The organism is Cellulosimicrobium cellulans, assembly GCF_024124905.1.
GTDB lineage: Bacteria > Actinomycetota > Actinomycetes > Actinomycetales > Cellulomonadaceae > Cellulosimicrobium > Cellulosimicrobium cellulans_G.
Window position 1 is genome coordinate 658873 of sequence record NZ_JAMXST010000004.1, and the last position, 13833, is coordinate 672705.

Here is a 13833-nt window from a genome sequence, read left to right on the forward strand (position 1 = left end):
TTCCCGCACACCGCCCGTCGTGCGTACGCTTGACCCCGCGCGGCGGTCACGACGGCGACGTGCGGACGGCCGTGCCCCGGCTCTCCGGACGGCACGGACGTGTCCTCCGCGCCGACCCGTCCCCCCACCGCGAAGGACCCCCATGCCCGTCCTGCGAGCCGTGCTGTTCGACCTCGACGGCGTGCTCACGCCGACCGCCGAGCTCCACATGCGCGCCTGGGAACGGCTGTTCGCGCCGTACTGCGCCGCGCACGGCCTCGCCCCGTACACCGCCGCGGACTACTTCGCGTCGATCGACGGCAAGCCCCGGTACGACGGCGTCGCGACGTTCCTCGCGTCGCGCGGCGTCGAGCTGCCGCGCGGCGAGGTCACGGACGCGCCCGGCGAGGGCACGGTGAGCGCGCTGGGCAACCGCAAGGACGAGATCGTCAACCGCATGTTCGCGGACGAGGGCATCACGCCCTACCCGGGCTCCGTGCGCTTCCTCGACGCCGTGACCGGGGCGGGCGCCGCCGTCGCGGTCGTGTCGTCGTCGCGGAACACGCCCGCGGTCCTCGCCGCCGCGGGGCTGGCGGACCGGTTCGACGTCGTCGTCGACGGGAACGTCGCCGCGCGCGAGCACATCGCGGGCAAGCCCGCTCCGGACACCTACCTGCGCGCGGCCGAGCTGCTCGGCGTCCCGGCCGCGGAGGCGGTCGTCGTGGAGGACGCGCTCTCGGGCGTCCAGGCCGGTGCCGCCGGGGACTTCGGGCTCGTGCTCGGCGTCGACCGCGGCGTGGGCACCGACGCGCTGCGCGCGCACGGGGCCGACGTCGTCGTGAGCGACCTGGGCGAGCTGGACGCGACGGTCCTCGACCGCCCGCGCGCCGCCGTGGCCGCGCAGGCCGACGCCGCACCGGCCGGCGAGGAGGCGGGCGCGTGATCCGCAAGACCGCCGACGAGCAGAGCACCGTCGACCGCCTGCGCTTCCCGGCCGAGCCGTGGCGGCTCGTCGAGTCGCAGTTCTCGGCCGAGGACCTCGGCGTGACCGAGACCCTCTTCGCCGTCGCGAACGGCTACCTCGGCATGCGCGGCAACGTCGAGGAGGGGCGGGAGTCCCACTCGCACGGCACGTTCGTCAACGGCTTCCACGAGACCTGGTCGATCCGGCACGCCGAGGAGGCGTACGGGTTCGCGCGCGTCGGGCAGACCATCGTCAACGTCCCCGACGCGAAGGTCATCCGGCTCTACGTGGACGACGAGCCGCTCCTGCTGCCCGTCGCCGACCTGGTCGACTATGAGCGGTCGCTCGACCTGCGCGACGGCGTCCTGCGCCGCGAGCTGCTGTGGCGGACGCCGTCGGGCAAGCGCGTGCAGGTCCGCTCGGAGCGCATGGTGTCGTTCGTCGAGCGGCACCTGGCGATCATGACGTTCGAGGTCACGCTGCTCGACGCCGCGGCGCCCGTCGCGATCTCGTCGCAGATCCTCAACCGCCAGGACGGGCAGGACGAGTACCACGTGCGCTCCGCCTCGCTCGGCGAGGGGTTCGACCCGCGCAAGACCGACCAGTTCTCCGGTCGGGTGCTCCAGCCGCAGTCCCAGTGGGGCGACGACGAGCGGCTCGTCCTCTCCTACCGCGCCACGAACTCGGGCATGACGCTCGCCGTCGCGGCGGACGACCTGCTCGAGACCGAGAACGAGTGGGACGTCCGCACGCAGGTCGACGAGGACCTCGCCAAGCACGTGTTCCGCGTCCACGCCGAGCCCGGCCGCCCCATCCGGCTCACCAAGCTCGTCGCGTACCACACGTCGCGCGGCGTGCCGTCGCGCGAGCTCGTCGACCGCTGCCGCCGCACGCTCGACCGCGCGCGGGAGACCGGCGTCGACGGCCAGCTCTCGCTCCAGCGCGAATGGCTCGACGACTTCTGGGCACGCTCCGACGTCGAGGTCCCCGGCCAGCCCGGCATCCAGCAGGCCGTGCGCTGGAACCTGTTCCAGCTCGCCCAGGCCACGGCGCGGGCCGAGGGCAACGGCGTCCCCGCCAAGGGCCTCACGGGCTCCGGGTACAGCGGGCACTACTTCTGGGACACCGAGATCTACGTCCTGCCGTTCCTCACGTACACGAGCCCCCGGTACGCGCGCAACGCGCTGCGGTTCCGCTACCAGATGCTCGACGCCGCCCGCCGTCGTGCCGGCGAGCTGTCGCAGAAGGGCGCTCTCTTCCCCTGGCGCACCATCAACGGCGAGGAGGCGTCCGCCTACTACGCCGCCGGTACCGCGCAGTACCACATCGACGCCGACGTCAGCTATGCCCTCGTGCAGTACGTGCGCGCCACGGGGGACGTCGACTTCCTGCGCCGCGAGGGCGTCGACATCCTCGTCGAGACCGCCCGCATGTGGGAGGACCTGGGCTTCTGGCGCGCCAACGGCGACGACAACTTCCACATCCACGGCGTGACCGGCCCCGACGAGTACACGACCGTCGTCAACGACAACCTCTTCACCAACGTCATGGCACGGTTCAACCTGCGCGCGGCCGCGATCGTCGTCGAGCGCATGAAGGCCGAGCACCCCGAGGACTACGCGCTCCTCGTGGACCGGCTCGGGCTCGGCGCCTACGAGGCGGCGGAGTGGGTCCGCGCGGCGGACCACATGTCGATCCCGTACGCCGAGAGCATCGGGATCCACCCGCAGGACTCGCACTTCCTCGAGCGCGAGATCTGGGACCTCGCGCACACGCCCGCGGACAAGCGACCGCTGCTGCTGCACTACCACCCGCTCGTCATCTACCGCTACCAGGTGCTCAAGCAGGCCGACGTCGTGCTCGCCCTGTTCCTGCAGGGCCAGCACTTCACGGCGGAGGAGAAGCTCGCCGACTTCGAGTACTACGACCCGTTGACCACGGGCGACTCGACGCTGTCCGGCGTCGTGCAGTCGATCGTCGCGGCCGAGGTCGGGTACCACGAGCTCGCGCTCGAGTACTTCGTGTCGTCGCTGTTCGTCGACCTCGCGAACCTCCACGCCAACGCGGCCGACGGCGTGCACGTCGCCTCCGCGGGCGGCACCTGGTCCGCGCTCGCGTGCGGGTTCGGCGGCATGCGCGACTCCGACGGCGACCTGACCTTCGACCCGCGGCTGCCGCAGGAGTGGGAGTCCCTGACGTTCCGCGTCCAGTGGCACGGCTCGCGCCTGCGCGTCACCGTGCTCCCCGACGCGATCGAGCTCGACGCCGAGACCGGCGACGGCGCCCAGGTCAGCGTGCGCGGCGAGCGCGTCAAGGTCGTCCCGGGCGAGGTCACGCGCGTCGCGCTCGACGGCCAGGGCCCGGTACGTCCCGGCCGCCCGAGCCTGCGCGCGCTCTCGGGCAACCGCCGCGACGACGGCACCCTCATCACCGCGACGGTTCCGCACTCCTGAGCACTCGCGTCTCGCCGAGGTAGAGCCGTGGTTGCGTGAGGTAGAGCCGTGGTTCTTGTGTTCGACGGCGTGTGGTCGGGTGGGGTGGTCGGGGTGGGTGGTGGTGCCGCGTCTACCATCCGCCGCTCGTTCCTCGCGGCTCCCGCCAGGCCCGCCACGACGCGGCACCACCACCCACCCCGCCCTGCTCCGTCTTGCCCTGGTCGTCGCACACCCGGGCGACCGCCCGCGGTGTCGGTCTCGCCCCGGGACCACGCTCGCCGCGGACCCGGTCTGCGGGCTGCGAGCGAGCGCACGCCGCGGCCCGATCACGCCGGCACCGGACCTGGCAACGCGCCGGGTACGCTCGCGGGAAACTGCCCGGAACCTCCTCGTGTCGTCCCAGGTCGCGATGCGCCGACGGCGGTAGGTTGCCGACGAGAGTGGGTCGGGCGCGGGGGGAAGAGATGGGTCGTCGGTACGTGCGCGCGTGGACCGTTGCAGTCGCGGTCGTCGTGGGGGCGGTGCTGTCGGCGTGCGACGGCGGTGGGGACCTGGAGGTCGCCAACGACAGCCGGGGTGACGTGGTCGTCCGTACGGGGGACGAGGAGGCCGAGGTGACCGCCGACGGCGGCGTCGTGCTCCTCGACTACGGCTGCACGCCGGGTGACGTGACGGTCGTGCGGGCGTCGGGCGCCGAGGAGGTCGTCGACGGGCCGGTGTGCCCGGACGAGAAGATCGTGGTCCGCGACGACGAGGTGGTGCTGGTCCCCGTCGCCGCGGACGACTCCTGACGAGGCGTCAGCCGAGACGCTCGGCGAGGAAGCGGTAGTGGACCGCGGCCATGTGGGCGGCCTGGGCGTTGTTGGCGGCGCCGCCGTGGCCGCCCTCGATGTTCTCGTAGTAGGTGACGTCCTTGCCCTCGCCGAGCATCTTCGCGGCGAGCTTGCGCGCGTGGCCCGGGTGGACGCGGTCGTCCTTGGTCGACGTCGTGAACAGCACGGGCGGGTACTCGCGCTCGGCGTCGAACAGGTGGTACGGCGAGAACGTGCGGATGAACTCCCACTGCTCGGGGTCGTCCGGGTCGCCGTACTCCGCCGCCCACGACGCCCCGGCGAGCAGCTTCGTGTACCGGCGCATGTCGAGCAGCGGGACGCCGACGATCACGGCGCCGAAGAGCTCGGGGTACTGCGTGAGCATGTTGCCCGCGAGCAGGCCGCCGTTGGAGCGGCCCTCCATGCCGAGGTGCTCGTGCGTCGTGATCCCGCGGGCCACGAGGTCGCGCGCGACGGCGGCGAAGTCCTCGTAGGCGCGGTGGCGGTTCGCCTTGAGCGCGGCCTGGTGCCAGGCGGGCCCGTACTCGCCGCCGCCGCGGATGTTCGCGACGACGTAGACGCCGCCCCGCGCGAGCCAGGCGCGGCCGAGCGCGCCCGAGTACGCGGGCGTGAGCGAGATCTCGAAGCCGCCGTACCCGTACAGCAGCGTCGGCGCGGCTCCCGTGCCGCCGTCGCCCGCGCCCGCGACGAGGTCCGCGCGGCCGACGACGAAGTACGGCACGCGCGTGCCGTCGTCGGACGTGGCGAAGTGCTGGGCGACGGTCATGCCGTCGGCGTCGAAGAACGCGGGGTTGGACTTGACGACCTCCGGTGCACCCGCGTCGCCCGGCCGCTCGCCGAGCGACAGGAGCGAGAGCGTCGTGGGCGTGAGGTAGTCGGTCGTGACGAGCCACAGGTCGTCGGAGTCGACGGGGTCGACGGCTCCGACGGCGACCGTGCCGAGCTCCGGCAGGCCGGGGATCTCCGACCGCACCCACGGCGCGTCCGCGGCCTCCTGCCCGACGGCGCCCCCGGGGCCGGCGGCGTCCGGCGGCGTCAGCACGTGCAGGCGGTTCTTCACGTCGTCGAGCACGTTGACGACGAGGTGGTGGCGCGTCCACGTGGCGCCGGCGAGCGACGTCGTCGCCGTGGGCTCGAAGAGCACGGTGAAGCCGCGGTCGCCCGCGAGGAAGTCGTCGAACCGCGCGACGAGGAGCGAGCCCGCGCGGTGCGTCGCGCCTCCGACGGCCCAGTCGTCGCGGAGCTCCACGAGCATCCACTCGCGCCGGACGCCGACCTCGGCGGAGTCGGGCACGTCGATCTTCGTCAGGCGCTGCTCGGGCGTGCCGGTGCGCTCGGCGAGGTAGAGCTCGTCGGCGTAGAACGCCTTGGAGCGGTGCACGAAGTCGCGCTCGAACCCGGGCGTGTGCGACCGCCAGGCGGAGATGTACATGTCCTCGTCGGTGCCCTCGTAGACCGTCACGGCCTCGTCGAGCGGGGTGCCGCGCGTCCAGCGCTTGACCACGCGCGGGTACCCCGACGGCGTGAGCGTGCCCTCGCCGAAGTCGGTGAAGACGTACACGGTGTCGGCGTCGATCCAGCCGAGCGAGCCCTTGGCCTCGGCGCGGTGGAAGCCGCCGTCCTCGGGCGCGACGAACCGCTTCTCGACGAGGTCGAACTCGCGCGTGACGTCGGCGTCGGAGCCGCCGGGGGAGAGCTCGACGAGCGCGTGCCGCCACGGCTCGCCTGCGGCAAGCTGCTCCGGCGTCGGGCGCAGGACGCTCGCGCCGTGCCAGACCCACGACTCGCCCTCGGCCGCGGCGAGCGCGTCGAGGTCGAGCACGGTCTCCCACTCCGGGTCGTCGGTGCGGTAGGACTCGAGCGTCGTGCGGCGCCAGAGCCCGCGCTCGTGCTGCGCGTCGCGCCAGAAGTTGTAGTACCGGTCGCCGATCTTCGAGACCTCGGGGATCTTCGCGTCCGAGTCGAGCACCTCGCGGATCGCGCGCTCGGTCGTGGCGAACTCGTCGGCGGTCTCGAGCGTGTCGGCGACCTCGGCGTTGCGTGCACGGACCCAGGTCAGGGCCTCGTCCCCCTCGACGTCCTCGAGCCACAGGTACGGGTCGTGGGGCGCGCCGTCGTCGGGGAGCGGGGTCTCGGTGGGGCTCTCGGGCGAGAGCGAGGGGCTCGTCGTCTGCTCGGCGGTCATGGTCCCCCACCCTACGGCGGCGGGGGCGGTGGTGCGGAGGTCACGAGGGTGCCGGGACCTTGGGCCCCGAACGGCCGCGGGGCCTTGCCGCGCCCAGGGGCTTGTGAAAACATTCACAAGTAGAGAGACCGCTGAAGGAGCCGGGGCAATCCGGCCCCGGCAGCACCCGCGGCCCGACGCCCGGCCCGGCCGGGCACCGGAGGGGACGCATGAGCGCGAAGAGCGCCGGCACGAAGGTCGAGACCCGCACCGAGGACACGCGCACCGCGCACGAGATCGACGTCCTCGTCGAGCGAGCCCGCAAGGCGCTCGACCAGTACATGAGCCTCACGCAGGAGGACGTCGACCGGATCGTCCTCAAGGCCTCGGTCGCGGGCCTGCACCAGCACGGTCACCTCGCGCAGCTGGCCGTCGCCGAGACCGGGCGCGGCGTGTTCGAGGACAAGGCGACGAAGAACATCTTCGCGTGCGAGCACGTGCCCAACTCGATGGCGAACCTCAAGACGGTCGGCATCATCGGCCGCGACGAGCTGACGGGCGTCGTCGAGATCGCCGAGCCGGTCGGCGTGGTGTGCGCCGTGACGCCGGTGACCAACCCGACGTCGACCACCATCTTCAAGTCGCTCATCGCGCTCAAGACGCGCAACCCCGTCGTGTTCGCCTTCCACCCGAGCGCGCAGCGCTCGTCGGTCGAGGCGGCCCGCATCGTGCGGGACGCCGCCGTGGCCGCCGGTGCGCCCGACGACTGCATCCAGTGGGTCGAGCACCCCTCGATCGAGGCGACCAACACCCTCATGCACCACCCGGGCGTCGCGCTCATCCTCGCGACGGGCGGCAACGGCATGGTCCGCGCGGCCTACTCGGCCGGCAAGCCGGCGCTCGGCGTCGGCGCGGGCAACGTCCCCGCGTACGTCGAGAAGAGCGCCGACCTCGGCCGCGCGATCAACGACGTGGTCATGTCGAAGGCGTTCGACAACGGCATGGTCTGCGCGTCGGAGCAGGCGCTCATTCTCGACGACGTCGTCTACGACGACGCGATGCGCGAGCTGGCCCGGCTGCACGCCTACCGCACGACGCCCGCCGAGAAGGCGATGCTCGAGCGCCTCATCTTCGGCGTCGAGGCGAGCGGCACCAACTGCGCCGGCGCGAAGCTCAACCCGAAGGTCGTGGGCAAGTCGCCCGTGTGGATCGCGCGCGAGGCCGGCTTCGAGGTCCCCGACGACACGTCGATCATCCTCGCGGAGATCGACGACGTGGGCCCGCAGGAGCCGTTGAGCCGCGAGAAGCTCACCCCGGTCCTCGCGGTGCTGCGTGCGCGCGACACCGAGCACGGCGTCCGCCTCGCGGAGCGCATGGTCGAGCTCGACGGCCTGGGCCACTCGGCGGCGATCCACACGGCGGACCAGGAGCTCGTCGAGCGCTACGGCGCGCGGGTCAAGGCCGTGCGCGTGCTGTGGAACAGCCCGACGTCGCTCGGCGGCATCGGCGACATCTACAACGCGCTGCTCCCGTCGCTCACGCTCGGCTGCGGCAGCTACGGCGCGAACTCGGTGTCGAACAACGTGTCGGCGGTCAACCTCATCAACGTCAAGCGGATCGGGCGGCGCAACAACAACATGCAGTGGTTCAAGGTGCCCGCGAAGACGTACTTCGAGCCGAACTCGATCCAGTACCTCGCGCAGATGCGCGACGTGCACCGCGTCACGATCGTCACCGACAAGGTCATGAGCCGCATCGGCGTCGTCGACCGCGTGCTCGACGTCCTCGCACGCCGCGAGGAGAAGGTCGCGATCCAGATCATCGACGCGGTCGAGCCGGAGCCGAGCGTCGGCACCGTGAACCGCGGCGCCGAGTCCATGCGCGACTTCGAGCCGGACACGATCATCGCGATCGGCGGCGGCTCGCCCATGGACGCGGCCAAGGTCATGTGGCTGCGGTACGAGCACCCGGAGATCGAGTTCTCCGACATGCGCGAGAAGTTCTTCGACGTGCGCAAGCGCGCGTACAAGTTCCCCGAGCTCGGGGGCAAGGCGAAGCTCGTGTGCATCCCGACGTCGTCGGGCACCGGCGCGGAGGTGACGCCGTTCGCGGTCATCACCGACCCGGAGACGGGCTTCAAGTACCCGCTCGCGGACTACGCGCTCACCCCGACCGTCGCGATCGTCGACCCCGTGCTCACGGACACCATGCCCGCCAAGCTCGCGGCCGACTCGGGCTTCGACGCCCTCACGCACGCGACCGAGGCGTTCGTCTCCGTCTACGCGAACGACTTCACCGACGGGCTGTGCCTCCAGGCGATCAAGATGGTCTTCGAGCACATCGAGGACTCGGTCACGCAGGGTGCGGCGGCCCCGAAGGCGCGCGAGAAGATGCACAACGCGGCGACCATCGCGGGCATGGCGTTCGGCTCGGCGATGCTCGGCATCGTGCACGCCATGGCGCACACCGTGGGCTCGACCTTCCACCTCGTGCACGGGCGCACCAACGCGGTGCTCCTGCCGCACGTGATCCGCTACAACGGCCAGGTGCCCACCAAGCTCACGAGCTGGCCCAAGTACGAGCGCTACGTGGCCCCGGAGCGGTTCCAGGAGATCGCGAAGCACCTCGGGCTGCCGGCCTCCACCCCGGAGGAGGGCGTCGAGTCGTACGCGAAGGCGGTCGAGGAGCTGCGCGCCAAGGTCGGCATCGAGCCGACGTTCGCGGCGCAGGGCGTCGACGAGGCGGCGTTCCTCAGTCGCCTCGACGACCTCGCCCTCCGGTCGTTCGAGGACCAGTGCGCCCCGGCGAACCCGCGGATGCCGGTCCTGGAGGACATGCGCGACATCCTCGTCGCGGCCTACCGCGGCAGCAGCCGCGAGGTCGTGCGGGCAGAGCGTCTCGCGGCCCACGAGGGCGCGAGCACCGAGGACGGGCAGGCGGCGACCCCGCCTGCCGAGACCGTGGCGGCCGGCTGACCCTTCCCGGCCCCACGAAACCCGGAGCCCGACGGCGCGAGTCCCCTTCCGCCGTCGGGCTCCGTCGTGCGTGGCCTGTGGAAAACCCTCGAGGGGCGTCGGAGCCTCGGTAGGTTCTCCGCTCGCGGGACGTCGGTCCCGCGGCGCGCGACGGCGCGGGTCATGACGACGGCGGGGGGCCGCATGGTGCACGGACGAGGACGACGCGTGGCGAGGGTCTTCGCCGCGGTGCTGGCGGGAGCGCTCGGGGTGACGCTCGCTGCGTGCACGCCGGACGCGGAGCCGGAGCGGCGCGACCCCGCGGTGTTCGCCGAGATCGACGTGCCACCCGAGCTCGCCCCGCAGGAGGCCGTCGTCGACCAGGTCGGGATCGTGCCCGCCGCGTCCGGGCTGCCGTGGATCGTGAGCGGTGTGCGGACGGCGCCGGGCGGTGTGCCGGAGGGCGTGGTCTGGACCCTCGGTGAGAGCGGCGCGGTCGCGGGGGAGCCGGCGGTCCTGGACCTTCCGGGCGTGGTGCGCGACCTCGCGGCCGCGGGCGGTGCGGCGCGCACCGTCCTCGCGGGGAGCACGGGGGAGGACGGGCGGACGGCCGGCTTCCTGCTGACCTCGGCGGACCGCGTGGCGTGGGAACCGGTCCGGCTTCCTCCGGAGATCGTGGACGTCCCGTTGACGCACGTCGCCGAGACGGGCGGGACGGTCGTCGCCCTCGGCGTCGACGCGGACGCGCGGGCCGTCCGAGGAGTGCTCGTCCCGACGTCCGGCGACCCCGTTCCGCTGGTCCTGCCGGACGGTGCGGGAGAGCCGACGGTCGAGGGAGTGGCAGGACGCGGAGAGACGTGGGTCGCCGTGGTCTCCTGGGACGACGAGGTGGGGGACGACGTGGTCGTCACCTATCGCTCCGCGGGCTCGGGGACCACCTGGACGACGTCCGACCTGCCCGGTGACGCGCCGCGCGTCGCGGGTGCGGCGACGACCGCGACAGGGTTCGTCCTGACGGGCTCGGTCCGGGAGGCAGGGCTCGGCGGTCCCGTGACGGACGCGGCGGCGTGGTTCTGGGAACCCGGCGACGGTGACGCCTGGGAGTACCTGGACTTCCGCCGCGACGACGCCGGCACCGACGACCAGTCGACCGGGCTGTCGGCGCCTGCCGTGGGCGGCGACGATCTCGCGGCCGTCTACTGGGGCGACGAGCTCAGCGCGAGCAGTCTGGTGGTCGAGGTGGAGCCGGGACACGTCGCGTCCCAGGGCATGTCCGCCGACAACGGAGGGATCGGCTTCGGCGGTCCGTCCGCCTGGGACCCGGACGAGCGTGCGGTGCGGGCCGTCCTCGCCGGGGACGGCGGCGCGTACGTGACCGAGCTCCGCGACGGACGGTGGCGTCGCCTCGCGACCCTCGCGATGCCTCGGCGCTGGTTCCGGCCGACGGAGGTCGACGCGGGCGACGGGTTCCTCGTGGCGCGTCGCGCGGAGGTCTCGACCGCGGGCGACGGCTGGCGGAGGTGGGTCTCGTCGGCGGTGTACACCGTCGATGGTCGTGCCCTGGTCGAGACGTCGGCGGACGTCCCCTGGACCGGGGAGGACCTCGCCCTGGTCCGGTCCGTGGCCGCGGACGGGAGCGAGGTGACGGTCACGTTCGGCTGGGAGGAGGGCGAGAACGCCGTCACGGTGCGGTCGTGGTTCCGTCCTGCGGGCGGTGGGTGGACGGAGGGCTCCGGCTGGCCGTCCTCCGGGCACGCGGAGATCCACGACGTCCGCGCGGTCGACGGGGGGTGGGTCGCCGTCGGGGTGCGAGCCGACAGCCCTGAGGGCGCGAGCGTGCGGCACGCCGCGGCCTGGCGGTCCGAGGACGGCCTCGCCTGGACCCTCGACGAGGGGTTCGAGGGCGGTGACGGTCGGTCCTCCGCGCGGCACGTGTGCCTCCTCGCCGACGGTCGTCCGTGGGTGCTGGGCACGGTCGTCGACGGCGACCGAGAGGTCGACGCGTCCTGGGTCGGCGAGAGCACCGGCTGGGAGCGCGCGGTGATCGACGCGGAGGAGGCGTTCGAGGTCGACGGGTGCGTCCAGGGTGACGGCGACGCTCGCCCCCTGCTCCAGGTGCAGGTCGACGGGCGCTCCGAGCTGCGCGGGACCACGGACGGCACGAGCTTCGAGCTCGTCGGCGCGACGGGTCGAGGCGAGACGTTCGGTCGCGTCGTCCGGGTCGCCGAGGGGTACGCCGCGGTCGGCACGGTCGTCGCGTCGGGCGTGGAACGGTCGGTCCTGTGGTTGTCCGCCGACGCGGAGGAGTGGCAGCAGCTCGTGCTGCCGACGCCCGAGCCGGGAGGTGAGGGGACGGTCCACCCGGACGGGTCGGACGCCGTCGTGACGCTCGCCGGAGAGGGCGGCGTCCGGGCCTGGCGCGTGGGCGACGTCGCTCAGCTCGTCGACGCGGGATGACCGTCGCGTCCCGGACGGACGATGCCTGCCTCGTAGGCGAGGATGACGAGCTGCACGCGGTTGGTCAGGCCGACCTTCGTGAGCAGCGAGCGCACGTGGCTCTTCACCGTCGCCTCGGTGAGGTGCAGCTCGGCGCCGATCTCGCGGTTCGACAGCCCGCGCGCGACGGCGAGCAGCACCTCGCGCTCGCGCGGGGTGGCCGCGCCCAGCCCGGTGCCGGGCTCGCGGTTCCCGTCGGCGCCGTTCCCGTCGGCGTCGTGCCCGAGCGGCGCGAGCCGCGCGAGCTCGACGTACGTCGAGATGATGCGTCCGGTGACGGCCGGGTCGAGCAGCGAGTCGCCCGCGCGGACGCGGTGCACGGCGTCGACGAGCGTCTGCGGGTCCGCATCCTTCAGGAGGAACCCGGACGCCCCGGCGCGCAGCGCGCCGTACACGTACTCGTCGTCGTCGAAGGTCGTCAGGACGAGCGTGCGCACGTCGGCGAGGTCGGGGTCGGCGACGATCCGCGCGGTCGCCTCGATGCCGTCGAGCCGCGGCATGCGCACGTCCATGAGCACGACGTCGGGTCGCAACGCGCGTGCCATCGTCACCGCGGTCTCGCCGTCCCCGGCCTCGCCGACGACGGTCACGTCGGGCTCGTTGTCGAGGATCATGCGCAGGCCCAGGCGGATCGTGGACTGGTCGTCGACGACGACGACGCGGACCGGCGGGAGCGTGGCGGCCCCGCTCCCGTCGACGCCCGGCACCGGGGCGGTCACGCCGGCTCCCGGGGGATGCGTGCCTCGACGGTCCATCCGCCGCGCCCGTCCGGGCCGGCGGCCAGCGCGCCCCCGGCCGCGAGCGCGCGCTCGCGCATGGAGGTCAGGCCGTGCCCCTGGCGTCCCGCGGTGCTCGGGAGGGGCGGACCCGGGTCGTGGACGCGCAGGCGCAGGTCGGCGCCGTCGTCGGTCACGGCCACGGTGACCTCGGGGGCGAGCGAGTGGAGCAGCACGTTGGTCAGGGCCTCCTGGACGATGCGGACGACGGCGAGCCCGGACTCGGCGCTCGTCGTCGGCCACGGGCGGGGGAGCGTGAGGTCGACGTCGCGGCCCGCGTCGCGCAGCCGTCTGGCGACCGCGCGGAGCTCGTCGGGCGCGCGGGCGCCGTCCGGCGTCGGTGCGAGGGCCGCCGTCCCGCCGTCGGTCTCGGTCCCGCGGCGCAGCACCTGCACGACCGAGCGCATCGCGGTCAGCGCCTGCTTGCCCTCGTCGCTGATCCAGCGCACCGCCTCGGCCGGGGCCTCGGGTTGGTTGGCCGCGACGCGGTCGGCGGCCTGCGCCCGGACCACGATCGCGGACATGTGGTGCGCGACGACGTCGTGCAGCTCGCGCGCGATGCGCGTCCGCTCGGCGAGCACGGCGCGCTCGGCGAGCTCCGCCTGGAGAGCCTGGAGCTCGGCGTTGCGCTCGCGCAGCCGCTCGGACGTCAGCGCGAGGCGACGGAAGAAGTAGCCGGCCGCGACCGCGCCCAGGACGAGCGCGAGGGCGAGCAGCACGTCCGACGGCGACTGGGCGAGCCCGATCCATCGTGGGGAGAAGGGCACCGGGGGGAAGGTCAGGTGGGGGCGATCCCAGAGCTGCGTCGCGTAGGCGGAGAGCCCGCCCGCGAGGCCGGCGAGCGCCCACGGGACGGCGCCCGAGCGGGTCGCGGCGAACCCCGCGACGAGGAGCGGGAGGAGCTCGAACGGCGTCTGCATCGGCCACGGCAGGGCGAGGGGATAGAGCATCGCCGTCGCCCAGAAGAGCGGCCCCGGCACGACCCGGCGCAGGGCGAGGGTCAGGACGATCCACAGCCCCGCCACGCGGTACGACTCGGGGTGGCGGGGGTACCAGTAGTCCCCGTTCTCCATCACGGTGATGACACCGAACCACACGAGGCCCGCGGCGAGCGCGGTCCAGAGGTCCTGCGCCCACACGGGCAGACGGGTGAGCCGGTGCACCCGTCCACGGTAGCCGGGTGCCCGTACGGACGGCACCGCCCGGGGGCCGAGGTCGGGAGACCTGGGCTC

8 protein-coding genes are annotated in these 13833 nt (G+C 73.3%); 5 read left to right on the forward strand and 3 right to left on the reverse strand.

Translation table 11 applies throughout. The features are described 5' to 3' along the window. Positions 1-142: 142 nt before the first annotated feature. From NHH00_RS15030 to NHH00_RS15040, 3 genes are all read left to right on the forward strand, one after another. A complete protein-coding gene (locus NHH00_RS15030) occupies positions 143-922 on the forward strand; it encodes an HAD family hydrolase (RefSeq protein WP_253053521.1) in 780 nt (259 codons plus the stop codon). After that, positions 919-3396 (forward strand): glycoside hydrolase family 65 protein, encoded by a 2478-nt coding sequence (locus tag NHH00_RS15035; protein ID WP_253053523.1) that lies wholly within the window; start codon positions 919-921, stop codon positions 3394-3396. Before NHH00_RS15030 ends, NHH00_RS15035 begins: the two co-directional genes overlap by 4 nt. 446 nt (positions 3397-3842) lie before the next feature. Beyond that, on the forward strand, positions 3843-4169 hold the full coding sequence (locus NHH00_RS15040) for a hypothetical protein (RefSeq protein WP_253053525.1): 327 nt from the start codon (positions 3843-3845) through the stop codon (positions 4167-4169). A 7-nt stretch (positions 4170-4176) separates the two neighbouring features. Here NHH00_RS15040 and NHH00_RS15045 read toward each other — a convergent pair whose 3' ends face one another. After that, positions 4177-6396: a prolyl oligopeptidase family serine peptidase gene (locus NHH00_RS15045; RefSeq protein WP_253053527.1), complete on the reverse strand. Its 2220-nt coding sequence runs from the start codon at positions 6394-6396 to the stop codon at positions 4177-4179. A gap of 209 nt (positions 6397-6605) precedes the next feature. Here NHH00_RS15045 and adhE point away from each other — a divergent pair, with 209 nt between their 5' ends. Both adhE and NHH00_RS15055 read left to right on the forward strand, forming a co-directional pair. After that, positions 6606-9350: a bifunctional acetaldehyde-CoA/alcohol dehydrogenase gene (gene adhE / locus NHH00_RS15050; RefSeq protein WP_253053529.1), complete on the forward strand. Its 2745-nt coding sequence runs from the start codon at positions 6606-6608 to the stop codon at positions 9348-9350. Between the two features lie 207 nt (positions 9351-9557). Then, positions 9558-11786: a hypothetical protein gene (locus tag NHH00_RS15055; protein ID WP_253053531.1), complete on the forward strand. Its 2229-nt coding sequence runs from the start codon at positions 9558-9560 to the stop codon at positions 11784-11786. Here the strand turns inward: NHH00_RS15055 and NHH00_RS15060 are convergent. Both NHH00_RS15060 and NHH00_RS15065 read right to left on the reverse strand, forming a co-directional pair. Further along, complete coding sequence (locus NHH00_RS15060; RefSeq protein ID WP_253053726.1) at positions 11765-12439, reverse strand: response regulator; 675 nt, start codon at positions 12437-12439, stop codon at positions 11765-11767. The two genes, NHH00_RS15055 and NHH00_RS15060, sit on opposite strands and share 22 nt — an antisense overlap. Before the next feature lie 101 nt (positions 12440-12540). Continuing rightward, a complete protein-coding gene (locus NHH00_RS15065; protein WP_253053533.1) occupies positions 12541-13764 on the reverse strand; it encodes a sensor histidine kinase in 1224 nt (407 codons plus the stop codon). Positions 13765-13833 lie beyond the last annotated feature (69 nt).

Coding starts and splice junctions, on each gene's coding strand:
- NHH00_RS15030 (WP_253053521.1), top strand. CDS start 143: ATGCCCGTCCTGCGAGCCGTGCTGTTCGACCTCGACGGCGTGCTCACG.
- NHH00_RS15040 (WP_253053525.1), top strand. CDS start 3,843: ATGGGTCGTCGGTACGTGCGCGCGTGGACCGTTGCAGTCGCGGTCGTC.
- NHH00_RS15045 (WP_253053527.1), bottom strand. CDS start 6,396: ATGACCGCCGAGCAGACGACGAGCCCCTCGCTCTCGCCCGAGAGCCCC.
- adhE (WP_253053529.1), top strand. CDS start 6,606: ATGAGCGCGAAGAGCGCCGGCACGAAGGTCGAGACCCGCACCGAGGAC.
- NHH00_RS15060 (WP_253053726.1), bottom strand. CDS start 12,439: ATGATCCTCGACAACGAGCCCGACGTGACCGTCGTCGGCGAGGCCGGG.